The organism is Allobosea sp. AK1, assembly GCF_006714945.1.
Lineage (GTDB): Bacteria > Pseudomonadota > Alphaproteobacteria > Rhizobiales > Beijerinckiaceae > Allobosea > Allobosea robiniae.
The window spans coordinates 5254379-5276843 of record NZ_VFMG01000001.1 but is presented as its reverse complement, the minus strand read 5'-3'; the positions used below and the strand labels follow the sequence as shown (position 1 = coordinate 5276843).

The 22465-nt window shown below is 65.3% G+C and carries 21 protein-coding genes and 1 pseudogene; 16 read left to right on the top strand and 6 right to left on the bottom strand.

Features of this window, described 5'->3' with window-relative positions; translation table 11 throughout:
- The 15 genes and pseudogenes from FHT98_RS25130 to FHT98_RS25055 form a co-directional block, all read left to right on the top strand.
- A pseudogene (locus FHT98_RS25130) lies at positions 1–233 on the top strand (3'-5' exonuclease); the annotation flags it as partial.
- 322 nt (positions 234–555) lie between these two features.
- Positions 556–2625: an ATP-dependent helicase gene (locus tag FHT98_RS25120; RefSeq protein ID WP_142115642.1), complete on the top strand. Its 2070-nt coding sequence runs from the start codon at positions 556–558 to the stop codon at positions 2623–2625.
- Positions 2616–2915: a hypothetical protein gene (locus FHT98_RS25115; protein WP_139163630.1), complete on the top strand. Its 300-nt coding sequence runs from the start codon at positions 2616–2618 to the stop codon at positions 2913–2915. Before FHT98_RS25120 ends, FHT98_RS25115 begins: the two co-directional genes overlap by 10 nt.
- A gap of 14 nt (positions 2916–2929) precedes the next feature.
- On the top strand, positions 2930–3175 hold the full coding sequence (locus FHT98_RS25110; protein WP_091862381.1) for a hypothetical protein: 246 nt from the start codon (positions 2930–2932) through the stop codon (positions 3173–3175).
- Positions 3175–3393 carry a hypothetical protein gene (locus tag FHT98_RS25105; protein WP_091862378.1) on the top strand — a complete coding sequence of 73 codons (219 nt, stop codon included), beginning with the start codon at positions 3175–3177 and terminating at the stop codon, positions 3391–3393. The genes FHT98_RS25110 and FHT98_RS25105 overlap by 1 nt, the downstream gene beginning before the upstream one ends.
- Positions 3394–3404: 11 nt before the next feature.
- Positions 3405–4127: an SOS response-associated peptidase gene (locus tag FHT98_RS25100; RefSeq protein WP_091862374.1), complete on the top strand. Its 723-nt coding sequence runs from the start codon at positions 3405–3407 to the stop codon at positions 4125–4127.
- Between the two features lie 250 nt (positions 4128–4377).
- Positions 4378–5382: an HlyD family secretion protein gene (locus FHT98_RS25095; RefSeq protein ID WP_113587616.1), complete on the top strand. Its 1005-nt coding sequence runs from the start codon at positions 4378–4380 to the stop codon at positions 5380–5382.
- Entirely contained in the window at positions 5379–8111 is a 2733-nt protein-coding gene (rbbA, locus tag FHT98_RS25090; RefSeq protein WP_113587615.1) for a ribosome-associated ATPase/putative transporter RbbA, read from the top strand. The genes FHT98_RS25095 and rbbA overlap by 4 nt, the downstream gene beginning before the upstream one ends.
- Position 8112: 1 nt before the next feature.
- Positions 8113–9246, top strand: a complete 1134-nt coding sequence (locus tag FHT98_RS25085; RefSeq protein WP_091862365.1) for an ABC transporter permease — start codon at positions 8113–8115, stop codon at positions 9244–9246.
- Positions 9247–9282: 36 nt separating this feature from the next.
- Entirely contained in the window at positions 9283–11175 is a 1893-nt protein-coding gene (locus FHT98_RS25080; RefSeq protein WP_142115641.1) for a heavy metal translocating P-type ATPase, read from the top strand.
- Between the two features lie 82 nt (positions 11176–11257).
- Positions 11258–12379, top strand: a complete 1122-nt coding sequence (locus FHT98_RS25075; protein ID WP_091862357.1) for an alpha/beta fold hydrolase — start codon at positions 11258–11260, stop codon at positions 12377–12379.
- Between the two features lie 9 nt (positions 12380–12388).
- Complete coding sequence (locus FHT98_RS25070; RefSeq protein WP_142115640.1) at positions 12389–13336, top strand: bifunctional enoyl-CoA hydratase/phosphate acetyltransferase; 948 nt, start codon at positions 12389–12391, stop codon at positions 13334–13336.
- On the top strand, positions 13333–14448 hold the full coding sequence (locus tag FHT98_RS25065; RefSeq protein ID WP_091862349.1) for an acetate/propionate family kinase: 1116 nt from the start codon (positions 13333–13335) through the stop codon (positions 14446–14448). Before FHT98_RS25070 ends, FHT98_RS25065 begins: the two co-directional genes overlap by 4 nt.
- Positions 14449–14819: 371 nt before the next feature.
- The gene (locus FHT98_RS25060; protein ID WP_091862347.1) at positions 14820–15446 is read left to right on the top strand and encodes a tyrosine-type recombinase/integrase; all 627 of its coding nucleotides are present in this window, start codon (positions 14820–14822) and stop codon (positions 15444–15446) included.
- Positions 15447–15754: 308 nt separating this feature from the next.
- On the top strand, positions 15755–16570 hold the full coding sequence (locus tag FHT98_RS25055; RefSeq protein WP_091862342.1) for a transglutaminase-like domain-containing protein: 816 nt from the start codon (positions 15755–15757) through the stop codon (positions 16568–16570).
- A gap of 33 nt (positions 16571–16603) precedes the next feature.
- On the opposite strand, the gene FHT98_RS26695 is transcribed toward FHT98_RS25055, so the two are convergent.
- Positions 16604–16735: a hypothetical protein gene (locus FHT98_RS26695; protein WP_280140841.1), complete on the bottom strand. Its 132-nt coding sequence runs from the start codon at positions 16733–16735 to the stop codon at positions 16604–16606.
- A gap of 95 nt (positions 16736–16830) precedes the next feature.
- Here FHT98_RS26695 and FHT98_RS25050 point away from each other — a divergent pair.
- Positions 16831–17978, top strand: a protein-coding gene (locus FHT98_RS25050; RefSeq protein WP_113587907.1) for an IS3 family transposase whose coding sequence is annotated in 2 segments (ribosomal slippage) — positions 16831–17080 and positions 17080–17978 — 1149 coding nt in all. Because the reading frame shifts where the segments join, the coding sequence is not laid out codon by codon here.
- Positions 17979–18276: 298 nt separating this feature from the next.
- Here the strand turns inward: FHT98_RS25050 and FHT98_RS25045 are convergent.
- The 5 genes from FHT98_RS25045 to FHT98_RS25025 are packed head-to-tail and all read right to left on the bottom strand — an operon-like array spanning position 18277 to position 22461.
- On the bottom strand, positions 18277–18471 hold the full coding sequence (locus tag FHT98_RS25045; protein WP_113584351.1) for a hypothetical protein: 195 nt from the start codon (positions 18469–18471) through the stop codon (positions 18277–18279).
- A 32-nt stretch (positions 18472–18503) separates the two neighbouring features.
- On the bottom strand, positions 18504–19310 hold the full coding sequence (locus tag FHT98_RS25040; protein ID WP_142115639.1) for an oxidoreductase: 807 nt from the start codon (positions 19308–19310) through the stop codon (positions 18504–18506).
- A 37-nt stretch (positions 19311–19347) separates the two neighbouring features.
- A complete protein-coding gene (fabF, locus tag FHT98_RS25035; RefSeq protein ID WP_113584353.1) occupies positions 19348–20625 on the bottom strand; it encodes a beta-ketoacyl-ACP synthase II in 1278 nt (425 codons plus the stop codon).
- The gene (locus tag FHT98_RS25030) at positions 20618–21883 is read right to left on the bottom strand and encodes a multidrug effflux MFS transporter (protein WP_113584354.1); all 1266 of its coding nucleotides are present in this window, start codon (positions 21881–21883) and stop codon (positions 20618–20620) included. Before FHT98_RS25030 ends, fabF begins: the two co-directional genes overlap by 8 nt.
- The gene (locus tag FHT98_RS25025; protein ID WP_113584431.1) at positions 21880–22461 is read right to left on the bottom strand and encodes a TetR/AcrR family transcriptional regulator; all 582 of its coding nucleotides are present in this window, start codon (positions 22459–22461) and stop codon (positions 21880–21882) included. Before FHT98_RS25025 ends, FHT98_RS25030 begins: the two co-directional genes overlap by 4 nt.
- Positions 22462–22465 lie beyond the last annotated feature (4 nt).

Below are 22465 nucleotides of genomic sequence, written 5' to 3'. Positions count from 1 at the left end.
GCCGCGTCCGCATCTATGCGGAGAACGCGGCGTTCGACATGAAGGATCACCTCAAGGGCAGGGGCTATCGCTGGTCGGATGGAAGCGATGGCAGGCCGAGAGCCTGGTGGATCGAGATCGATGGCGAGCTCGAAGAGGAAGAGCTCCGCTATCTCCGCACCGAGATTTACGGCTGGGAGGACGCGGAGCCACTGATCCAGCGGCTTACGGCATTCGATCGATATCGCACCTAGCCGGCGCCCATTCGTGCAGGGTGCCCGGGTGTGAATTTTGCCTGGTATCTTGACTCCTCGCAGGTGATTGTTCTCATAATGTTCTCATTCTTGAGGACGCATCCATGCCCCCGGTCGTGCTGAAACAGGCGCCTGCTCCAAAGCCTATGGAGCAACAAATCGACTCTGTTCTGGCGGAGTTCGAGGGCGATGCCCGGGCTGCCATCAGGGCCTTACTTCACAACCGTGATGAGCTCTTGCGAGATGCCGATCGGGCAGCCTCACTGGGCTTCCTTCGCGGTCGGTTCTCGGAAGGAGCGCGGCCGGTTCGGGAATTGAAGTCATGAACGCCGTCGCGCCGATCAGCTATCTCGACGCGCTCAACCCGGCGCAGCGACGCGCGGTGATCCATGGTGTCGGCGCGGTGGCTTCCTCGCCGCTGCTCGTCATCGCGGGGGCCGGCTCGGGCAAGACCAATACGCTTGCACATCGCGTCGCCCATCTCATGGTGAGCGGCGCCGACCCGCGGCGGATCCTGCTGATGACCTTCTCGCGGCGCGCGGCTTCCGAAATGGCAAAGCGCGTCGAGCGGATCGCCCGGAAGGTGCTCGGCGATGGTGCCGGCGTACTCGCCGACGCGCTGACCTGGGCAGGCACCTTCCATGGCATCGGCGCGCGCTTGCTGCGCGACTATGCCGAGCAGCTCGGACTCGACCCGGCTTTCACGATCCATGATCGGGAGGATTCGGCTGACCAGATGAACCTGGTTCGACACGAGCTCGGCTTCTCCAAGACGGAGTCGCGGTTTCCGACGAAGGGCACCTGCCTGGCGATCTATTCGCGCTGCGTGAATGCCGAGCTGCCGATCGAAGACGTTCTGCGCCTGTCCTACCCTTGGTGCGCCACCTGGGCGGCTGAGCTGAAAGAGCTGTTCGCGGCCTATGTCGAAGCCAAGCAGAGCCAGAACGTCCTGGATTACGACGACCTGCTACTCTACTGGGCCCAGGCCGTGACCGATCCCGACATCGCGGCGGACATCGGCGGTCGCTTCGACCATGTCATGGTCGACGAGTATCAGGATACCAACCGGCTCCAGTCCTCGATCCTGCTGGCGCTCAAGCCCGACGGCCGCGGGCTTACGGTGGTCGGCGACGATGCCCAATCGATCTATTCGTTCCGCGCCGCGACAGTCCGCAACATCCTCGATTTCCCAGCAGCCTTCGTGCCGCCAGCCGAGGTCATCACGCTCGATCAGAACTACCGCTCGACCAGCGCCATCCTGTCGGCTGCGAATGCCGTCATCGACCTTGCGGCCGAGCGCTTCACCAAGAACCTCTGGACCGACCGCGCGACCGGATCGCCACCGCAACTCGTCCATGTTCGAGACGAAGCGGACCAGGCGCGTTTCATCGCGGAGAAGGTGCTGGAGAGCCGCGAGGGTGGCTCAACCTTGAAGCAGCAGGCGGTCCTGTTCCGCGCCTCCCACCACAGCGGCCCGCTGGAAATCGAGCTCACGCGACGGAATATCCCGTTCTTGAAATTCGGCGGCCTCAAGTTCCTCGACAGCGCCCATATCAAGGACCTGCTGGCGCTGCTGCGCTTCGTGGAGAACCCGCGCGACAAGGTATCCGGCTTCCGGGTGCTGCAGCTCTTGCCCGGCGTCGGCCCGACCTCGGCGCAGCGCGTCCTGGAACATGTTGCCCAGGCCTCGGCGCCCCTCGAGGCACTGGAGAACGCTCCGGCTCCGCCGCGGGCTGGCGACGACTGGTCGTCGTTCGTCGCTGCGGTCGGTGAGCTGCGCGCCGGCACGGCGGGTTGGCCGGCAGAGATTGAACTTGCTCGCCGCTGGTACGAGCCCCACTTGGAGCGGATCCATGAGGACGCCAGCACCAGGCAAGCCGATCTCGTGCAGCTCGAACAGATTGCGGGCGGTTACCCGTCGCGCGAGCGCTTCCTGACTGAACTGACGCTCGACCCGCCGGACGCGACAAGCGATCAGGCCGGCGTTCCGCATCTCGACGAGGACTATCTCATCCTGTCGACGATCCATTCGGCCAAAGGGCAGGAATGGAAATCGGTCTTCGTCATGAACACAGTCGACGGCTGCATCCCTATCGACCTTGGCGCCGGTGCGCGTGATGAGATCGAGGAAGAGCGGCGTCTGCTCTATGTCGCGATGACGCGGGCGAAGGACGATCTGCACCTCGTCGTGCCACAGCGCTTCTTCACGCACGGCCAATCGGCGACGGGCGATCGTCACGTCTATGCCAACCGCACCCGTTTCATCCCGAATGCGCTGCTCGGCCAGTTCGAACGGACGGCCTGGCCCATCGCCGCCGCGGAAGCCTCGCGAGCACCATCTGGTGGCCCCAAGGTGGATGTCAGGGCAAAGATGCGGGGCATGTGGCGATGACCGCGCATTGGCTGCACCAGGTCGAGATCAAGCTGGATAGGGCGTCCGCGGCCGAACGTCTTCGCCGGATCGAAGCATGGTGCACCGATTGGCAAATCGGCTTCCGCGTACTCGGCACAGTGACGGAGGACCTGATCCGGGTGGCTTTCGAAGAAGCGCGGTTTGCGCGTGCCTTCCACGCTCATTTCGGCGGCGTCATCGCGCCTGCTGATGAACTTGAAACGGCTCTGGCCGCTGATGCCGCGGAAGTCGACTTGTATGATCGGCTTGCGGGCGACTACCCTGACTAGGGAGGGCCAGCGTCATGACGGATGTGGTCAGGCTCGGATCAGGGGTGCCGCGCGTCCCATTGCGGCGGGCTGATGATTTGGTGGATCGGATCGAGGTGTTGAAGAACGAAGCGGCCGCCAGAGGGTTTGGCACGCTGGCCTACTTCCTTGATACGGCCTTGATAGAGGCCAGGATGCAGAACCAACACATCAGCGATGACACCGCCATAGCGAGAGCCAAACCCGGTGAGCTTTGGCTCCCGGTTAGGGATCAGGAGTGATGGCTGAGCCGCCCGAGTTGCCCGAAATCGATCTCGATGTTGCGGATGTGAAGCGGATCGCGCTGACGACCGATCCGCAAGGCGAGACGATGATCAGCTTCGAGATGGCCAGCGGTCAGGTGATGAACCTGATGTTCTCACCGGAGATATTCGCGAAGCTCGAGGCCATGATGGCCAAGGCCAACGAGGCGCAAGCTCAGGTCTCACCGATCCAATAGGAGCGGAGCGCATGTGCGGACGGTTTAGCCAAGCCTACACGTGGGGCGAGATCTACGCCTTCAGCCAGCCTCTCACCGAGCCGGAATCGCCAGCCCGCAATCTGCAGGCCAGGTATAATATCGCCGCTACGACGACGATTGATATCCTGGTCAAGACCAATGTCGGTCGGGAACTATGGAAGGCACGCTGGGGTCTGATCCCCCCTTGGCACAAGGGAACGGCAAAGCAGATCAAGCCGCATATCAATTCCCGCGTTGAGGGCATCGACACCAACAGCCTTTTCAAGCGCGCCTATGTGAAGAACCGCTGCATTATCCCGGCGAGCGGCTTCTACGAGTGGACGGGCGAGGAGAAAAACAAGACGCCCCATTTCATCAGTCCCAGGGACGGCGCCATTCTCGCGTTCGCTGGCATCTGGGAGCGGTGGCGCGACGAGAACGGCGAGGAGATCATCAGCGCGAGCATCATCACCCGGGACGCGAACGATTGGATGCTGAAGATCCATACCCGCATGCCGGCAATGTTGCATCCCGACGACTTCGAAGCCTGGTTAGATGGCTCGGCCGGTAAGGACGTGCTGGTGCGCTCGTCGCCGGAGCTTCAGGAATGGGTCGTCGATCGCCGTATGAACAAATCGGGGGCTGGAGACGACGATCCGGCGACGGCCGCTCCGATCGAACTGGAGGCAGCCGCCCCGTCTGCTTCGCTGCCGGTGCAAGGCACTCTCTTCTGAGCCGGCTATCAGCATCGCCTGCATCGGAAGCATTTAGGCGACATTGGTCGAGGTAGAAACCCTGCGCCGCTTCTGGCCCTTAGCGGACTTTGGCATCGTCCGGTTTCAGGTGATGTGATCCGTCGTCTAGCACTCGACATCGCCGGGTAAATTTACTGACGCCAAGTGGCTGCTTGGCGAGGTCCGCTGCTTCCCGCATGTTAAGGCGATGGCCTATACCTGCCCCGCCTACTTTCTTCGGAGATGCAAGATGCGTCGCTTTCGAGCCGTTGCAGCAATCCTTCTCGCTGCGCTCGTTTTGCCGGCGCCTGGTGTGCAGGCGCAGTCCCGCATCAAGGCATTGATCGAGAGATTGCGAGGCGACACGATGCCGGACGGGATCGTCAAGACCAACGGTCGGATCGAGGCGACGCAGGTCGACGTTTCCTCGAAATATGCCGGTCGTCTGGCGGAAGTCACTGTGAAGGAAGGTGACGAGGTCACTGCCGGGCAGGTCATCGCCCGCATCGCGTCGCCCGAATACGAAGCGCAATTGCGGTCCGCACAGGCGCAGGTGCTGCGCGCTCGGCAGGCCCTCGCGGAGGCCGAGGCGCTCATCGCCCAGCGCAAGAGCGACCAGATCCTCGCCCGCACCGATGCCGAGCGGGGCAAGGAACTTGTCGCAAAGGGATATCTCAGCAAGCAGGTCGACGACCAGCGCTCGGCCAAGGCCGACGCGGCCGACGCGGCGCTGCGAGCCGCCCAGGCGCAGCGCGATCAGGCCCAGTTCGCGATCCACGCCTCCGAGGCCGATGCCGAGCAGATCAAGGCGATCTTGGTCGATCTCGTGCTGCTCGCGCCGCGCAGCGGGCGCGTCCAGTACCAGCTTGCCCGGAGCGGAGAGGTCGTCGCGGCGGGCACCCGCGTCGTCACCATCCTAGACCTCTCGGATGTCTACATGACGATCTATCTGCCGGCCGCGCAGGCGGGGCAGCTCGCGCTGGGCGACGAAGCGCGCATCATCCTCGACCCCGTGCCGCAATATGTCATCCCGGCGACGGTGAGCTTCGTCGCAGCCGATGCACAGTTCACGCCCAAGGCCGTCGAGACCGCCGAGGAGCGCGAGAAGCTGGTCTTCCGCGCCAAGCTACAGGTCGATCGCAACCTGCTCGCGAAATACCATCGGCAGGTGAAGACGGGCGTGCGCGGCCTCGGTTTCGTCCGCACGTCCCCCAGCGCGAAATGGCCTGACTCTCTCGCCGTGAAGCTGCCATGACGGAGGCCGGCCCCGCCGCCAGCCTCGCGGGGGTCACGCATCGCTACGGCAAGGTGATCGCCCTCGACGCGTTGACCCTCGATATTCCCGCCGGCCGGATGATCGGCGTGATCGGGCCGGACGGCGTCGGCAAATCGACCTTGCTTGCACTGGTCGCCGGGGTGCGGGCCATCCAGCAGGGCAACGTCCGTGCGCTTGGCGGTGATCTCGGTATCAAGGCTGAGCGCGAGGCCCGGCGCGGGCGCATCGCCTATATGCCGCAGGGACTCGGCCGCAATCTCTATCCGACGCTCTCGGTCTTCGAGAATATCGACTTCCATGCCCGGCTCTTCGGGCAGGACGCGGCCGAGCGCCGCAGCCGCATCGACGAATTGCTCAAGGCGACGGGGCTTGATCCCTTCGAGGCTAGGCCCGCCGCGAAGCTGTCCGGCGGCATGAAGCAGAAGCTCTCGCTCTGCTGCGCCCTGATCCATGATCCCGATCTGCTAGTCCTCGACGAGCCGACGACGGGCGTCGATCCGCTGTCGCGCGGCCAGTTCTGGGACCTGATCGACACGATCCGCACCCGCCGCCCGGGCATGAGCGTCATCGTCGCCACCGCCTATATGGAGGAGGCCGAGCGCTTCGACTGGCTCGTGGCGATGGATGACGGCAAGGCGATCGCCACCGGCACGCCTGCCGAACTCCGCGAAAAGGCCGGGCAAACGACGCTGGAAGGCGCCTTCGTCGCGCTATTGCCGGAAGTCAAGCGCGCGCAGCATCGGGAGGTCGCGCTGCGGCCGCGGGTCGTGAGCAACGATGCGACACCTGCGATCGAGGCGGAGGGCCTGACCCGCCGCTTCGGCGATTTCGTTGCGGTCGACCATGTCAGCTTCCGCATCGGCCGCGGCGAGATCTTCGGCTTCCTCGGCTCGAATGGCTGCGGCAAGTCGACGACGATGAAGATGCTGACCGGCCTGCTGCCCGCGACCGAAGGCACGGCCAGGCTTTTCGGCCAGCCGCTCGCGGCCGACGACATGGAAACGCGCCGCAATGTCGGCTACATGTCGCAGGCGTTTTCGCTCTACAGCGAGCTGACGGTCCGCCAGAATCTCGTGCTCCATGCCGAGCTCTATCATTTGCCACCGGCCGAGGTTCCCGGCCGGATCTCGGAGCTGCTGACCCGTTTCGATCTGGCTGATGTCGCCGACGAGCGGCCAGAGAGTCTGCCACTCGGCATCCGCCAGCGCCTGCAGCTCGCCGTCGCCGTCCTGCACAAGCCGGCCATGCTGATCCTCGACGAGCCGACATCGGGCGTCGACCCGATCGCGCGCGACGCCTTCTGGCGCACGCTGATCGACCTCTCGCGCGACGACGGCGTGACGATCTTCCTGTCGACGCATTTCATGAACGAGGCGGAGCGCTGCGATCGCATCTCCTTCATGCATGCAGGCAAGGTGCTAGCGGTCGGCACCCCGCCGGAGCTGGTGCAGAAACGCGGGGTCGATACGCTCGAAGAGGCCTTCATCGCCTATCTCAAGGAAGCCGCCGGCATTGAGGATACGCCAGCGGAGGCGGCTGCGGCGCCTGCCGGCGAAACCCGGCCGGCGCCCCCGGCCCGCCGCTTCGATCCGCGCCGGCTCTGGGCCTGCACCCGCCGCGAAACCATGGAGCTGCTGCGTGACCCGATCCGCTTGAGCTTCTCCTTCCTCGGGCCGCTCCTGCTGATGCTGGCCTTCGGCTTCGGCATTTCCTTCGATGTCGAGAACCTGAAATTCGCGGCCTTCGACCAGGATAACTCGATGGAGAGCCGGCAATTGGTCGAGGCCTTCTCCAGCTCGCGCTATTTCGACGAGCAGGCGCCGATCCGCTCCGCTGCCGAACTCGACCAGCACCTGCGAAGCGGCGAGATTCAGCTTGCGATCGAGATCCCGCCCTCCTTCGGCCGCGACCTTATGGCGGCGCGAGCGCCAGAGCTCTCGGTCTGGCTCGATGGCGCCATGCCGTTCCGGGCCGAGACCACCCGCGGCTATGTCACGGGCCTGGCGACGCAATATGCGCAAGGTTTCGCGGCAGCGCAGGCCGCGTCGAGCCATGCGCCGTCGCCCGTCACGATCGAGACCCGCTTCCGCTACAATCAAGACTTCAAGAGCGCCAATGCGATGGTGCCGAGCGTGATCATGCTGATGCTGATCCTCATCCCGGCCATCATGTCGGCGATCGGCGTCGTCCGTGAGAAGGAGACCGGCTCGATCGCCAATTTCCGCTCGACGCCGATCAGCCGCTTTGAGTTCCTGTTCGGCAAGCAATTGCCCTATATCGCTGTGGCGATGGCGAGCTTCTTCATGCTGGCACTGATCTCGCTCACCGTCTTTGCGGTGCCGATCAAGGGGCCGACCTGGGTGCTGGTGCTGGCGACCCTGCTCTATGTCTCCGCCACGACCGGCTTCGGCCAGCTTATCTCTAGCTTCACCCGCACGCAGGTCTCGGCCGTCTTCGCGACCGCGATCCTGTCGATCATTCCCGCAGTCAATTTCTCCGGCCTGATGGTGCCGGTTGCCTCGCTCTCTGGCGGCGGCCGGATCATCGGCATGAGCTTGCCGCCGGCCTGGTACCAGCCGGTCAGTGTTGGCGTCTTCACCAAGGGGCTGGGGGCGGCCGAGCTCTGGCCCAATCTGGTGATGCTGGGCTTCTTCTTCCTGCTCTTCCTCGTCGTCGCGCAGCTGGCGCTACGCAAGCAGGAGGTGTGAGATGGCCGCGCTCGTCATCCATCTCCAGAATATCCTGCGCCTCGTCGTGAAGGAGCTGCGCAGCCTGCGTGCCGATCCGATCATGCTGGTGCTGGTGGCCTATACCTTCAGCATCGCCGTCTACACGGTTGCGACCGGCGTGAAGCTGGAGGCGCGCGACCTCACCATCGGGATCGTCGACGAGGACCAGTCGGAGTTCTCGCGCTCGCTGCTCGGTGCTTTCAACCCGCCGCTGTTCAAGGTCTCAAAGCGCATCGCCGCCTCGGAGATCGACGCCGAGATGAACTCCGGCCGGCTCGTCTTTGTGCTCGAGATCCCGCCCAAGTTCCAGGCGGACCTGTTGGCCAGGCGGCAGACGGCGCTGCAGCTCAATATCGACGCCACCGCGATGACCCAGGCCGGCAATGGCGCGGTCTATATCCAGCAGATCATCGCGCAGGAGATCGCGAACAGGCAGGCCGGGCGCGAGACAGCGACGGCGCTGCCGATCAATCTTGTGGTGCGGGCGCGCTTCAACCCCAATCTCGATTCCGGCTGGTTCAGCTCGGTCATGCAGGTGCTCAACAATGTCACCCTGCTGACAATCATCCTGACCGGTGCGGCCCTGATCCGGGAGCGCGAGCAGGGTACGGTCGAGCACCTGCTCGTGATGCCGGTCACGCCGGTCGAGATCATGCTCGCCAAGATGGTGGCGAACGCGCTGGTCATCCTGGTCGCTGCGGTGGCCTCGCTCGTGCTCGTTGTCGAGTGGGCTCTCGGTGTGCCGATCACCGGCTCGCTCCTGCTCTTCGTGCTCGGGACGGCGATCTATGCTTTTGCCGTCGCCGCGCTCGGCATCCTGCTCGGCACGCTGGCGACCACGATGGGGCAATTCGGCCTGCTCGCGATCCCGGTCTTCGTGGTGACGCAGCTCCTGTCCGGTGCAACGACCCCGATGGAAAGTATGCCGATCTGGCTGCAATGGATCATGCGGATCTTCTCGCCGACGCCGCATTTCGTCGCCTTCTCGCAAGGCGTGCTCTATCGCGGCGCAGGCCTTGACGTCGTCTGGCCCGAGATCGCCAAGATCATCGCGATCGGCGCAGCCTATTTCGCCTTCGCGCTCGCCCGCTTCCGGAAAGTGATCTTCGCTTGAAGGGGATTGGAGAGAGGCAAGGCCGGAGCGGTACCGATGCGTGAGATGGTCATCCATCTGAACCTGTTCGCCATCGCGCTAGCCGGCGCCATCGCCGGATTTTTCGCTAGCCGCTTCGGAGGACTCTGGACGCCGGATCAGATCTGGACGGCAGCCACCATCCCGGTTGCGGTGGCGCTCGCCGTCTCGATGCTGCGGGACATGCTGGCGGGCCGATTTGGCGTCGATGCGATCGCGCTCGTAGCGATGCTCGCGTCGATCGCCATGGGAGAACCGCTCGCCGGCGTGGTCGTCGCGATGATGTATTCCGGCGGCAACCTGCTGGAGGACTATGCGCGCGGCAAGGCTGAACGCGAGCTCCGCTCGCTGCGGGACCGGACGCCGCGCATCGCTCACCGTCAGGAGGCCGGCGGCCTCGTCGACATCGCCGCCGGGGACGTGGCGGCCGGCGACGAACTGCTGGTCCGCGCCGGCGAATTGCTGCCGGTCGATGGCGAACTGCTCGATGTCCGGGCCCAGCTCGACGAATCCGCCGTCACCGGCGAGCCTCTGCCGGAGACGAAGACGCGGGGCGCCGCGCTGCGCAGCGGTACGGTCAATGCCGGTGAAGCGTTCCGTTACCGTGCATCGGCCGCGGCGCATGAGAGCACCTATGCCGGCATCATCCGGATGGTGGAAGCGGCGCAGACCGCCAAGGCTCCCTTCATCCGCATGGCTGACCGCTTCGCGCTGCTACTGCTACCGGCGACGCTGATCGTCGCCGGCCTCGCATGGTGGCTGTCGGGCGATCCGATCCGCGCGCTCGCGGTGCTCGTCGTCGCCACGCCATGCCCATTGATCCTCGCCGCGCCAGTTGCCTTCATCGGCGGTGTCTCGCGTGCTGCGCGCTCCGGCATCCTGATGAAGGGCAGCTCGGCCATCGAGGCGCTGGGCCAGGTCCGCACGGCGATCTTCGACAAGACCGGCACCCTGACCGAGGGCGGCGCCCGGCTGATCGCGCTCGACACGGCACCGGGCGTCGAGGCGGGCGATATCCTGCGCCTCGTCGCCTCGCTCGAGCAAGCCTCGCACCATGTTCTCGCCGAGACCCTGGTCGCGCTGGCGCGCCAGAAGGCCTTGCCCCTGTCGGCACCCACTGCCGTTCGGGAGTACCGCGGCTCCGGCCTGGAAGGCGTCGTGGAGGGGCGGCATGTCCGCGCGGGATCGCGCCGCCTTGTGCTGGGCTATGGGCCGCTTCCTCCCTGGGCGACATCGGCCGGGACGAGCGGAGACATGGCGGCGGCGCTCGCTGTCTTCATCGCGGTCGAGGGCCAACCGGTCGCCTTCCTGGCCATGGCGGACGCAGTGCGCCCTGACGCCGCCGCAACCTTGCAGCGCCTAAACGCGGCAGGGGTGAGCCGCATCCTGATGGTGACAGGGGACGATGCCGGCACGGCGAAGGCGGTCGCCGCCCAGCTCGCCATAAACGAAGTCCGGGCTGATTGCAGCCCGGCGGACAAGGTCGCCGCCGTCGCGGCCGAACAGGCGCGGCAGCCGACCGTTATGATCGGGGACGGCCTCAACGACGCTCCGGCGCTGGCGGCTGCCAATGTCGGCGTGGCGATGGGCGCGAGAGGAGCGACCGCCTCCTCCGAAGCCGCCGATGTGGTGATCCTCGTCGACCGGATCGACCGCGTTGCGGAAGCGGTCTCGATCGCGCAGCGGACGCGGGCGATCGCGCTGCAGAGCATCGTCGTCGGCCTCGGCCTGTCCGGGATCGCGATGGTCTTCGCCGCCTTCGGCTACATCCCGCCTGTCGCCGGCGCCTTCCTGCAACAGGGCATCGACATCGCCGTCATCATCAACGCCTTGCGTACATTGGTCGGGCCGTTGCAGCCGGGCCGCCCCGGTGTGGCCGCCCGGACGCCGCGCATCGCTGGCGAGGTTTGACCTGTCGCAAGGCTGTCGCGTTTGCCTCTATCAGGTTGCCTGTCTACCCTTCGGGGCCAATCGATGAGCGAGTGTTTCGACCATGGCGACCAGCCGCAACGCGACGAAGGCAGCGAGCCAGCCGAAGAGCCGCTCCGCCGCGCTCAGCCTACCCTGGTTCTGGCCGGTCGATGCCGCGCTGCGCCTGACCGAGCGCAATCTCGATTTCCTATCCGAGGCCGTGAAGATCACCCGCCCGCCGCCGCCGGACTGGGCCACGCCCAACACGGTGCGGCTCGACCTGCCGACCATGCGCCTGCGCGAATTCGGCAAGGTAGTGGCCGGCAGCATTCCCGTCCTGGTCGACGCACCCTATGCCGGCCACGGGGCCACCATTGCCGATTACGACAAGGGACAGAGCCTCGTCGAGGTGCTGCTGGCGAACGGCGTCGACCGTGTCCTCGTTACGGACTGGAAGCCGGCGACGCAGGAGATGCGGTATTTCAGCATCGACACCTATCTGGCTGAACTGAACGCTGCGATCGACGATCTCGGCGGCGAGGTGCACCTGGTCGGGCTCTGTCAGGGCGGCTGGCTGAGTGCGATGCTGGCCGCGCGCTTCCCGCACAAGGTGAAGTCGCTGGTGCTGGCGGGCTCGCCGATCGATGCCGACGCGGGCAACGGCCCGATCAAGCAGATGGCGCAGACCATGCCGCTGAAGAGCTATCGCGACATGGTCAAGCTTGGACGCGGCCTGATGCCGGGGCGCTTCATGCTCGCCGGCTGGAAGAACATGCATCCCGAGGAGCACTACGTCGATAAGTTCGTCCGGCTCTACCAGAACCTCGCCGACAGGAACTATCTCGACCGGACCGAGACCTTCGCCGCCTGGTACGAGAACCCGCTCGACCTGCCCGGCGTCTACTATCTTCAGGCCATCGAGCAGATCTTCAAGGAGAACCGCTTCGCCAAGGGCGCGTTCGTCGGCCTCGGTCGGCGCCTCAGCCTGAAGGACGTGACCTGCCCGGTCTATCTGCTGGCCGGCGCTGAGGACGACATCACCACCAGCGAGCAGGTCTTCGCAGCGGAGGACCTCGTCGGCACGCCGAAGAGAAAGATCGAGAAGAAGCTGGTGCCCGGCGGCCATATCGGCCTGTTCATGGGTCGCAAGACGCTGGGCGAGACATGGCCCGGCATCGCCCGCTGGCTTGTTGCGCAAAGCTAGAGAGGCGCCATGACGACGCTGACCTCCTCCGAGTACTTCCGGCTCGCGCTCGGCCGTTGCGAGGCTCTTCCGGCCGTGCGGACCGGGGTGGTACATCCCGTCAAGGCCAATGTGATCGAGGCGGTGGCCGATGCCGTCAGCGAGCAGCTGATTGCGCCTGTCCTGATCGGCCCGGCCGGCCGCATTCACGCTGCCGCACGGGAGGCCGGCATCGACATCTCGCCCTGGGAGATCGTCGATGCCGAGCACAGCCACGAAGCCGCGGCGAAGGCGGTCTCGCTGGCCGCCGGCGGCGAGCTTGATGCGTTGATGAAGGGCTCGCTCCATTCCGACGAGCTTCTGGGCGCGGTCGTCCGGGCCGATTCCGGATTGCGGACCGAGCGGCGCATCTCGCACGCCTTCGTGATGCATATCGAGAGCTATCCCAAGCCCTTCATCATCACCGACGCCGCGGTCAACATCGCGCCTAACCTGATGACGAAGGCCGATATCGTCCAGAATGCCGTCAATCTCTGGCATGTCGCGCTGAACGGCATCGACGAGTTGCCGAAGGTCGCGGTGCTCGCCGCCGTCGAGACCGTTAATCCTCATATGGCGGCAACGCTCGACGCCGCTGCTCTCTCGAAGATGGCCGATCGCGGCCAGATCACCGGAGCCATCGTCGATGGGCCGCTTGCCTTCGACAATGCGATCAGCGCCGCAGCAGCGAAGGAGAAGGGCATCGCCTCAGCCGTAGCCGGCCATGCCGATATCCTCCTTGTGCCCGAGATCGAGGCCGGCAACATGCTGGCGAAGCAACTCACCTTCCTGAGCGGTGCCGACGCTGCGGGCATCGTGCTCGGTGCGCGCGTGCCGATCATCCTGACGAGCCGCGCCGATAATCTGCGCGCGCGCCTGCTCTCTTGTGCGCTGGCCGTTCTCCTGGCGGAAGCGCGCCGCACGGGGCGGATCAAGTGATCGACACCGTCCTCGTCCTCAATGCCGGCTCGTCCAGCCTCAAGTTCCAGGTCTTTCGCGTCGGTGATCTCGACGTTCTGGCGCGCGGCAAGGCCGTGCGCCTTGGCGAGCCCGAGCCTGCCATGGACGCGAGCCTCGCGGACGGCACCCGGGAGCGCATCGCGCTGCCGCCGGCCTGCGATCACGATACCGCTCTCGCGGCCGTCCTCGCCTTCGTCGACCGCCACGACGATGCTTGGCGGATGAAGGCGGTGGTTCATCGCATCGTCCATGGCGGCGAACGCTTTGTCGACGCTGTCGTGGTCACACCCGAGGTTTTTGCGGCGCTAGAGGCGCTTTCGCCGCTCGCGCCGCTGCACCAGCCCCATAACCTGGCCGCGGTGACCGCTGCCCGGCGCCTGATGGGCGACGTCCCGAACATCGCCTGTTTCGACACAGCCTTTCACGCCCGGCACGATGCGCTGACCCATAACTTCGCACTCGGGCAGGATCTGCGCGACAGGGGCATCCGCCGCTATGGCTTCCACGGCCTGTCCTATCAATGGCTGGAGATGGTGCTGGCGGAGCAGCATCCGCATCTCCATGCGGGCCGTGTCGTGGCGGCCCATCTCGGTAATGGCGCGAGCCTGTGCGCCATCCAGGGCGGGCGCAGCATCGACACGACCATGGGAATGACGACCCTCGATGGCCTGCCAATGGGGACGCGCTGCGGCGCGCTTGATGCCGGGGCGGTGCTCTACATGTTCCAGAGCCTGGGGATGAACGCGCAGGAGGTCTCGGACGCGCTCTATGAACGCTCGGGTCTGCTCGGGTTGTCGGGCCTTTCCAACGACGTCGAGACGCTGCTGAAAAGCGACGACCCGCGCGCCCGCTTCGCTCTCGACTATTTCGCGCTCAAGGTCGCGCAGTTCGCTGCATTCATGGCCGCCGCCATCGGTGGGATCGACGCGCTCGTCTTCACTGGCGGCATCGGCGAGCACGCAGCTCCGGTGCGCGATGCGATCGTCGAACGCCTCCGCTTTCTCGGCGCATTCGAAGTCATCGTGATCAAGGCGAACGAAGAGCGTGTGATGGCGCTGCAAGCGCGCGCATGTCTCGCCGGAGAGGGATAGAGACAATAGCTCTTACAGCCGCGTGACGCACTCCGCATGGGGCAGCGAGCGAATTCACCCGCTCAGTCGACATGCAGATCGCAATACGTCGCTTCTTGAGCAATGGCGACTACACAGGCTGATCGACAGCGGGGCGTGTCATCGAAAACGTCCATTGCCGGCTGTGGTCATTGCAAAACTGAAGTTGGCTCATATCGAGAGAGGACAGGTGACCTTCCGGGCGCGCCAATGTCTGTTTCTCGAAGGCCGCCCAACGTCCGCAACTGGCGCAGGGCGCGCTCCTCGCCGCGGTTTTGGCCAAGAGGCGTGAGAGGGCCATCCGTCTTTGATAGAATTTTGGTGGATGCGGCATCCCAAGAAGGGGATCTGCCATGGATATCCAAGCGCAGAACCAACTACCCCATCAGGCCTGGAACCTCGGGCGCATCATCGGGCCGAAACCACCTCTGAAGCCAAAGCACATCTGGGCGTTGCGGACGCGGCTTCAGCATGAAGGGCGAACTCGCGATCTCGCCATGTTCAATCTAGCAATCGACAGCAAGCTGCGGGGTTGCGATCTCGTTCGCCTTCGGGTCGGAGATGTCGTCCTCGGAGGCACTGTTCGCCTCCGAACCGCGATCGTTCAACAGAAGACCGGGCGGCCGGTACCATTCGAACTGACGGACTCAGCCCGGGAAGCGCTTGCCGCCTGGCTTAGAAAGCGAGGTTCGCGTGAGGACGACTGGCTCTTCCCGAGCCGCAGCCGGCCTGGCGATCACATCACAACGCGCCAATACGGCCGCCTTCTGGACTACTGGGTCGCCCTGATCGGATTGAACCCAGCGCTCTACGGAACGCACAGTCTCCGGCGCACGAAGGTCGCGCTGATCTATAAGCGCACCGGCAATCTGCGCGCCTGCCAGCTTCTTCTCGGTCACACGAAGCTGGAAAGCACCGTGCGCTACCTCGGCATCGAGGTTGACGATGCGCTTCTCCTTTCGGAGCAAACAGACCTATGAGCTGTGGCACGGCGGGCTCCCGCCGTGCCAGTCCCGCCGTTCGGCCCACAGAAAACTTGGGTCGGAAGCGTTCGTTCCCCATACTATCGGGAAATGTCCGGTTCCGGCGCGGTCCAATCTTCCGTCACAGCGCAGAACCGAGATGCACGGGTCAATGGCCGCCCTAATGCGCGCCAGCGCTGCGCGGCTACAGATTTGACGTGTCTAATCGGGTCGATGGCGCATGTCTGCGATTGCGCGCATAGTGCTCACTGGCATGAGGGGGAACTCATCATCACCGACGCGGCTCGCCGCGCAGAAGGCATCGCGTGAAACTCCGGATCGGCTACGAGCTCGACTACGACTTTCCACAACCTACCCCGTTGATCTTGATGCTGAACGTGCATTTCAGCCGGTTCTCGGATCTAGAGACGCCCGACTACATGCGAATTGAGCCATCGGTACCGATCAGCGCTTACCGCGACGGTTTCGGCAACTGGTGTAGCCGGTTGCTCGCACCGGCAGGCGCAATGCGCATCACCGCCGACGCCCTGATTTCCGACAGCGGTCTGCCCGAGACCACGAACTTGAGCGCCGGGCAGGTTTCAGTCGACCTCCTGCCGGAGGAGACCATCGTCTTCCTCTTGGCAAGCCGCTTCTGCGATAGCGACCGCCTGCTCGATCTGGCCTGGCAGCTTTTTGGGCATACGCCACCCGGCGCACCACGCGTGCAGGCGATCTGCGATTTCGTGCACCAGCGCATCGCCTTCGACTATAATGATGCCAGCGTGACGCGCACAGCCACAGAGGCGTATCGCGAAGGTCGCGGCGTGTGCCGCGACTATGCCCACCTGGCGATCGCCTTCTGCCGGGCACTGAACATCCCGGCGCGCTATTGCACCTGCTATCTGGGCGATGTCGGCACGCCACCACCTTGGCCACCGGGCGATTTCGCCGCATCCTTCGAGGCTTACCTCGAGGGCGGCTGGCAGATGTTCGACCCTCGCAACAACGTGCCGCGCATCGGCCGCGTGTTGATCGCGCGTGGCCGCGACGCAGCCGACGTCGCCATCGCCACGACCTTCGGCCCCAACACGTTGAAGGGCTTCAGGGTCTGGACAGACGAGGTCGCCGCGGCTGGGTGATAACGGCTCGCGCTCGATAATCCTTGAGGGGAATTATTTCTTCTTCGGCGCTGTTGCCTTGATAGCCGCCGCCGCTAGGGTCGACGGCGCGGCGGCGATCACCTTCGGCTTTTCCTTTTTGGGCTTCTTCGCTTCGCGATTGCCGCGCTGTTCGCCTTTGGCCATTTTAGTCTCCTGTCATGACGAAGAGCGGGCTGCTTGGCCTGCTGCCGGTTTCGTGGACACCGAGATTGGGTGTTTCATGAAACCGGAGGTGGCGTATGCGGCGACGACAGTTTGGGCGTGAGTTCAAGATCGAGGCGGTCCGCCTGATCAAGGATCGCGGAGTGAGTGTGGCGCAGGCGTCTCGGGACCTGGATGTCCATGAGAACCAGTTGCGCAAATGGGTGAAGCTCTTTTCTGCCGATCCAGCGCAAGCCTTTCCCGGCCACGGCCAGATGAAGCCGGAGCAGCTTGAGATCGAGAAGCTGCGGCGCGAGGTGGCCAAGCTCAAGGCGGAGCGCGATATCCTAAAAAAGGCCGCAGCCTACTTCGCGAAGGACGTGACATGAGGTTCACGTTCATTGCGAAGCACCGGGGGATCTGGCCGGTGGCATGGCTTTGCGAAGCGCTGGATGTGTCGCGCTCAGGCTTCCAGGCCTGGCTCAACCGATCACCGAGCCGTCGAGCACGCGACGACGAGGAGATCGGCAACAGGGTCCGGGCAAGCTTCCTTGGTTCGGATCGAACCTATGGTGCCAGGCGTGTCTGGCGGGACGTGCTGGCGGTAGGTATCGATTGCGGCCTGCATCGCATCGAGAGGCTGATGCGTGCCCAAGCTTTGCGTGCCAGGCCGCGTCGGCGCAGCCTGCCCAAGGACGGTGGCCAGCGATCGGCCATCGCGCCGAATTGGCTCGGCCGGGAGTTCCATGCCGAGCGTCCGAACCAGCGCTGGATCGCCGACTTCACCTATATCTGGACCGCGGAGGGTTGGCTTTACGTTGCCGCCGTCATCGACCTCTTCTCCCGCCGTGTGGTGGGCTGGTCGATGAAGCCCGATATGACCGCCGAGCTCGTGACCGATGCGCTGATGATGGCGATCTGGCGCAGAGGAAAGCCAGATGCCCTACTGCACCATTCGGACCAGGGCAGCCAGTATGCCAGCGAGCAGTTCCAGAAGCTCATGGCTGACAACGGCGTCACCTGCTCGATGAGCCGCTCTGGCAATGTCTGGGACAACGCCGCGATGGAGAGCTTCTTCTCGTCGCTGAAGACCGAGCGGATCAGAGGCAGGGTGTACCGGACACTTAACGAGGCTCGTGCCGATGTGTTCGATTACATCGAGCGCTTCTACAATGCCGTTCGCAGGCACTCGACCATCGGCTACATCAGCCCGGTCGAGTTCGAAAAGAAGGTCGGGTTAGCTTAACTGAGCGTCCACGAAACCGGCAGCAGGCCAATAGTTGCCCTGGCATCTTGGTTAGGATGTCCGCTTCCTGGCAGAGTCGCAATGGCAGCAATTGGCGCTAGGGAGATGCTGGGGGGGTTCTCCGTTCGCTCTTAGCTGCGCCCAACTGGAACTTATGGATAAATCGGCTCATTGCAGAGCATGCAGCGTGGACGGCAACCGGCGCCGTTAAGCGGCCTCGCATCGATAAAGCCAATTTACGGCAGCCGACTGGACAGAAAAATTCTTGTGCGCCGTATTTGATCAGTGCCGCGCCGCGTCAGGCGTGATCGCCATCCGGTGGGAGCGGTACGAGCTGCATTCTAGCGACACTTTCCTTCAACGCAGCCAATTCATCTTCGACGAGGCGTAGCCTGGCGTCGTCGATCCCAGCGGGGCCGTCATCCAGTGCTGCCAGCGCCTCACACCAAGCCTTCAATTCCGCGGCGAAGCGCGACCAGAACGAACGTGTCATCTGTGATCTCCGCCGAATGAGCTGATCATGCCTCAGAACCCGCTCTGCTTGCGCAGGCTCTTATCGAAAGCCTCCGCCGGAACGAAACGGCGTAGGAGAGCGACGCGTCCCGCCAGGCGCCCGGCAGTGTAACGCCGGCGCGGCCGTTGCGCTCCGGCGGCCTCTACGATGCGATCGGCCACGACCGATACGTCGTCCCCCGCCTCGTTCGACTTGCGCATTGCGGCGCCGACCCGGGCGCGCATGTGGCCATAGGCGGCGATCGTCCCGGCCGCCGGAACGATACTGGCCTCGAAGGATGTCCGCGTATAAGCGGGCTCGATTAGGACGACGCGGATGCCAAGCGACCGCACTTCATGATCGAGGGATTCCGAATACCCTTCGATGGCATGTTTTGACGCGGCGTAGAGCGCAGAAAAGGGCGCTGGGATCAGTCCGAGCAACGAGCTGACGTTGACGATCCGGCCCGAGCGCTGCACGCGCATTGTGGGCAGGACCGCGTTCGTGACGCGGAGCAGACCGAAGAAATTGGTTTCGAATAGCTGCTGGGCCTGCGCCATCGACGCCTCCTCCGCCGCCCCGACCAACCCGACGCCGGCATTGTTGACGAGGAGGTCGATCCTCCCGCCATCCTTCAGGACCTCAGCGACACATGTCTCGACGGACGCCTGATCGGTCACGTCGCAGGTCAACATCCTGACGGCGCCCGCGTCGGCGGGAGCGGCGCTGCGGGTCGTGCCGTAGACGCGGTAGCCGGCACGCGACAGAACCTCAGCAGTGGCGCGGCCGATGCCTGAGGATGCGCCGGTGACGAGGGCGACCATTGGGGTGTCGTTCATGAGGGAATACCTTCGACTGAGTTGACAATGAGGAGCATCATCGCGTCGCGTCGCGCCATAGGCGAAACAGCAGGCTCGCGTTGACGCCGCCGAAACCGAAGCCGTTCGCCAGGGCGAGCTCCATCGGCTGGGGGCGGGCCCGCCCGGCGACGATGTCGATGCCAGCCGCTTCCGGATCGGTCGCCAAAAGGTTCAGAGTCGGCGGTGCGATCTGATCGCGCAGGGACAGCAGGGCGAAGATCGCGCCGAGCCCTCCGGCCGCGCCGAGCAGATGGCCGGTGGCGGACTTGGTCGCGCTGACCGAGAGCCGCGGCGTCGGGCCAAATAGGGTCCTAATCGCGGCGATCTCGCCGAGATCGCCGACCGGCGTCGACGTGGCGTGCGCATTGAGATGGTCGACGTGCGCAGGCGAAACGCCGGCCTGGGCGAGCGCGATCTCCATGGCGCGGCGGGCGCCGCTCCCGTCCTCGGGTCCCGAGGTGATGTGGTGAGCGTCGGCGGTGGTGCCGTAGCCGACGAGTTCGGCGAGCGGCGTGGCGCCGCGCGCGAGCGCGTGATCGAGCGCTTCGACGACGAGCATGCCGGCCCCTTCGCCCATGACGAAGCCGTCGCGCTGCCTATCGAACGGGCGCGAGGCCTCGGCCGGTCGATCGTTGAAGCCGGTCGAGAGCGAGCGTGCCGCCGCGAAGCTGCCGAGGCTCACGCTGTTGATGCAGGCTTCCGTTCCGCCGCAGAGCGCGATGTCCGCCTCGCCCGCGCGGATCAGCCGGGCGGCGTCGCCGATCGCCTGGATGCCGGCGGCGCAGGCGGTCACAGGCGCGCCGAGCGCGCCGCGGAAGCCGTGACGGATCGAGACCTGGCCCGCGGCGAGATTGACGAGGAAGGACGGCACGGTGAAGGGCGACAGGCGGCGCGGCCCGCGCGTGTCGACCGTGCGGACAGCCTCAGTGATGGCGGGGAAGCCGCCGATGCCGGAGGCGATCACCGTCGCGGTGCGTTCGCGCTGGCGGTCTTCGCTGGGCGACCAGCCGGACTGCGCGATCGCCTCGTCCGCGGCGGCGAGCGCGAAGAGGATGAAGCGGTCGGCCTTGCGCTGGTCCTTCGGCGCAAGGACACGGTCGGGGTCGAAACCGCCTTCGGTATCATCCGCGATCGACGGGACGACGCCGCCGATCTTCGCCGGCAGATCGCCGACCACCTCATCGGCAAGACGGCGCACGCCCGAGCGAGCGGCGAGCAGCCTCTCCCAGGAGCGCTCGACGCCCGAACCGAGCGGCGAGACGGCCCCCATCCCTGTGACGACGACCCTACGCATCGCGGGGCGCTCCCTGGGGTACGAGCTTCGGCTCCTTGCGTCCGTGCCGGGCGCGATAGACGGGCAGGAAGGCTGCGAGTGCGATGGCGGACGCGACCGTCATGACGATGGCCAGCGATACCGACGGAGCGAATGGCATCGCGCTCGCCAGCGTCGAGCCGATGGCAGCCGTACCCATCTGCAGGAAGCCGAGCATGGCCGAGGCCGACCCGGCCTGCCGACCGAAGGGCTGGAGCGCGATCGCAGTGCCGAGCGGATTGATCAGGCCCATGCCGAAGAGCACGACCGACAGCGCAGCCGTGAAGCTGACATAGGTCGGTTCCGCCGCTACGACGACCATGGCGAGCGAACCGGCGGCGAAGGCGAGCAGTCCCGCGAAACCGACCGTCCGGTCGCCATGGCGCCGCGCCAGGCGCGGAGCCATAAGCCCCGCGGCGAAGACGATGAGCACGGTCGCGGCGAAGGAGAGGCCGAGCTGGAGCGGGGTCAGCCCGAGCTGGCCCATCAGCACGCCTGGAGCCGCTGCAAAGAAGCTGAAGAGACCGCCGAGGACCATGCTGACCGCCGAAGCCGGCAGCACGAAGCGCGCATCCGACAGAAGCGACCGATAGGTTCGCGCGACGCTGGAGAATGCGAGCTCGCCGCGAGCATCCGGCGGATGAGTTTCACCGACGCGCCTGAGATAGAGCAGCGCCAGTGCCGTCGCGCAAAACGCGACGAAGAGAAAGCTCATGCGCCAGCCGGAGAGCTCGACGAGCACGCTGCCGAGAAGCGGCGAGAAGCCGGGAGCCACGGCCCCGGCGATCATAGTGAGCGAAAGGACCTTCCCGAGCGTCTCGCCTTCGAAGAGGTCACGCGCGATCGCCCTGGCCAGCACCGAGGCCGCGCAGGCGCCCGCGGCCTGAACGACGCGCCCGACGATGAGCCAGCCCAAACCGTCGGCGAGAGCCGCAACGAGACTTCCCGCCACGAAGGTTGCGAGGCCGCCGAGCACGAGCGCGCGCCGGCCGAACCGGTCGGAGAGCGGGCCGACGACGAGCTGGCCCAGAGCGAAGGTCAGGAAGAAGCTGCTGAGAAGAAGGCCGAACTCGGTCCCGCTCAGGCCGAGTTCGGCGCCCATGCGCGGAAAGGCCGGCAGGATGATGTTCGTCGCCAGCGTGCCAGAGGCCGCGAGCCCGGCAAGGAGGAGAACGATGTCGCCCCGAATGTGCTGGGTGGATGCCGGCGCGTCGGATGCCAGGGAAGTGACGGCGCTCATCGAACGCTTTCCCCGGCCGCTTCACCCGCACGCAGCGCGTCCGCTGCCGCAGAAAGAATTTGCTGCGAGAGGGTCCGGTCTTCAACGATACGCGACAGGAGGACGGCCCCGACCATAGTCGACAGCGCCACCGCCGCCTCGTCGGCGCGATCCTGGCCCAAGGCGGCGGCAATCATCGCAAGGTGGCTGCGGATGCCGTCTTCGAAGGCGGACCTAACCTCCGGGCCCTGCCTGGCCGCATCCGACCCCAGCGCCACGATGGGGCAGCCTTGGGCGCGCTCCTCCTTATGGCCCTCGCTCAAGTAGAAATCCGTCACGGCGGCAAGCCCGTCGGCCGGCCGGTCGTCCAGCGCGTCTTTCCACCTCTGGGTCGCATCTTCGAGCGCACGACGCGCGGCGAGCGCGGCCAATTCGTCCTTGGATGCAAACTGCTTGTAGAAGCCGCCCTGGGTGAGCCCGGCCCCGGCCATCAGATCTTTGAGGCCGATCCCGTCGAAACCCTTCTCCCGGAACAGGCGCCCGGCGGTCTCGATCACCCGCTCCCTGTTTTCCGCGGCTTGCTGCCGGCTGACCCTCATCGCG

Bases quoted from the DNA above. Each gene is read 5' to 3' on its own strand.
- FHT98_RS25120 (WP_142115642.1), top strand. From the start codon at position 556: ATGAACGCCGTCGCGCCGATCAGCTATCTCGACGCGCTCAACCCGGCG.
- FHT98_RS25110 (WP_091862381.1), top strand. From the start codon at position 2,930: ATGACGGATGTGGTCAGGCTCGGATCAGGGGTGCCGCGCGTCCCATTG.
- FHT98_RS25105 (WP_091862378.1), top strand. From the start codon at position 3,175: ATGGCTGAGCCGCCCGAGTTGCCCGAAATCGATCTCGATGTTGCGGAT.
- FHT98_RS25100 (WP_091862374.1), top strand. From the start codon at position 3,405: ATGTGCGGACGGTTTAGCCAAGCCTACACGTGGGGCGAGATCTACGCC.
- FHT98_RS25095 (WP_113587616.1), top strand. From the start codon at position 4,378: ATGCGTCGCTTTCGAGCCGTTGCAGCAATCCTTCTCGCTGCGCTCGTT.
- rbbA (WP_113587615.1), top strand. From the start codon at position 5,379: ATGACGGAGGCCGGCCCCGCCGCCAGCCTCGCGGGGGTCACGCATCGC.
- FHT98_RS25085 (WP_091862365.1), top strand. From the start codon at position 8,113: ATGGCCGCGCTCGTCATCCATCTCCAGAATATCCTGCGCCTCGTCGTG.
- FHT98_RS25080 (WP_142115641.1), top strand. From the start codon at position 9,283: ATGCGTGAGATGGTCATCCATCTGAACCTGTTCGCCATCGCGCTAGCC.
- FHT98_RS25075 (WP_091862357.1), top strand. From the start codon at position 11,258: ATGGCGACCAGCCGCAACGCGACGAAGGCAGCGAGCCAGCCGAAGAGC.
- FHT98_RS25070 (WP_142115640.1), top strand. From the start codon at position 12,389: ATGACGACGCTGACCTCCTCCGAGTACTTCCGGCTCGCGCTCGGCCGT.
- FHT98_RS25060 (WP_091862347.1), top strand. From the start codon at position 14,820: ATGGATATCCAAGCGCAGAACCAACTACCCCATCAGGCCTGGAACCTC.
- FHT98_RS26695 (WP_280140841.1), bottom strand. From the start codon at position 16,735: ATGGCCAAAGGCGAACAGCGCGGCAATCGCGAAGCGAAGAAGCCCAAA.
- FHT98_RS25045 (WP_113584351.1), bottom strand. From the start codon at position 18,471: ATGACACGTTCGTTCTGGTCGCGCTTCGCCGCGGAATTGAAGGCTTGG.
- FHT98_RS25040 (WP_142115639.1), bottom strand. From the start codon at position 19,310: ATGAACGACACCCCAATGGTCGCCCTCGTCACCGGCGCATCCTCAGGC.
- fabF (WP_113584353.1), bottom strand. From the start codon at position 20,625: ATGCGTAGGGTCGTCGTCACAGGGATGGGGGCCGTCTCGCCGCTCGGT.
- FHT98_RS25030 (WP_113584354.1), bottom strand. From the start codon at position 21,883: ATGAGCGCCGTCACTTCCCTGGCATCCGACGCGCCGGCATCCACCCAG.
- FHT98_RS25025 (WP_113584431.1), bottom strand. From the start codon at position 22,461: ATGAGGGTCAGCCGGCAGCAAGCCGCGGAAAACAGGGAGCGGGTGATC.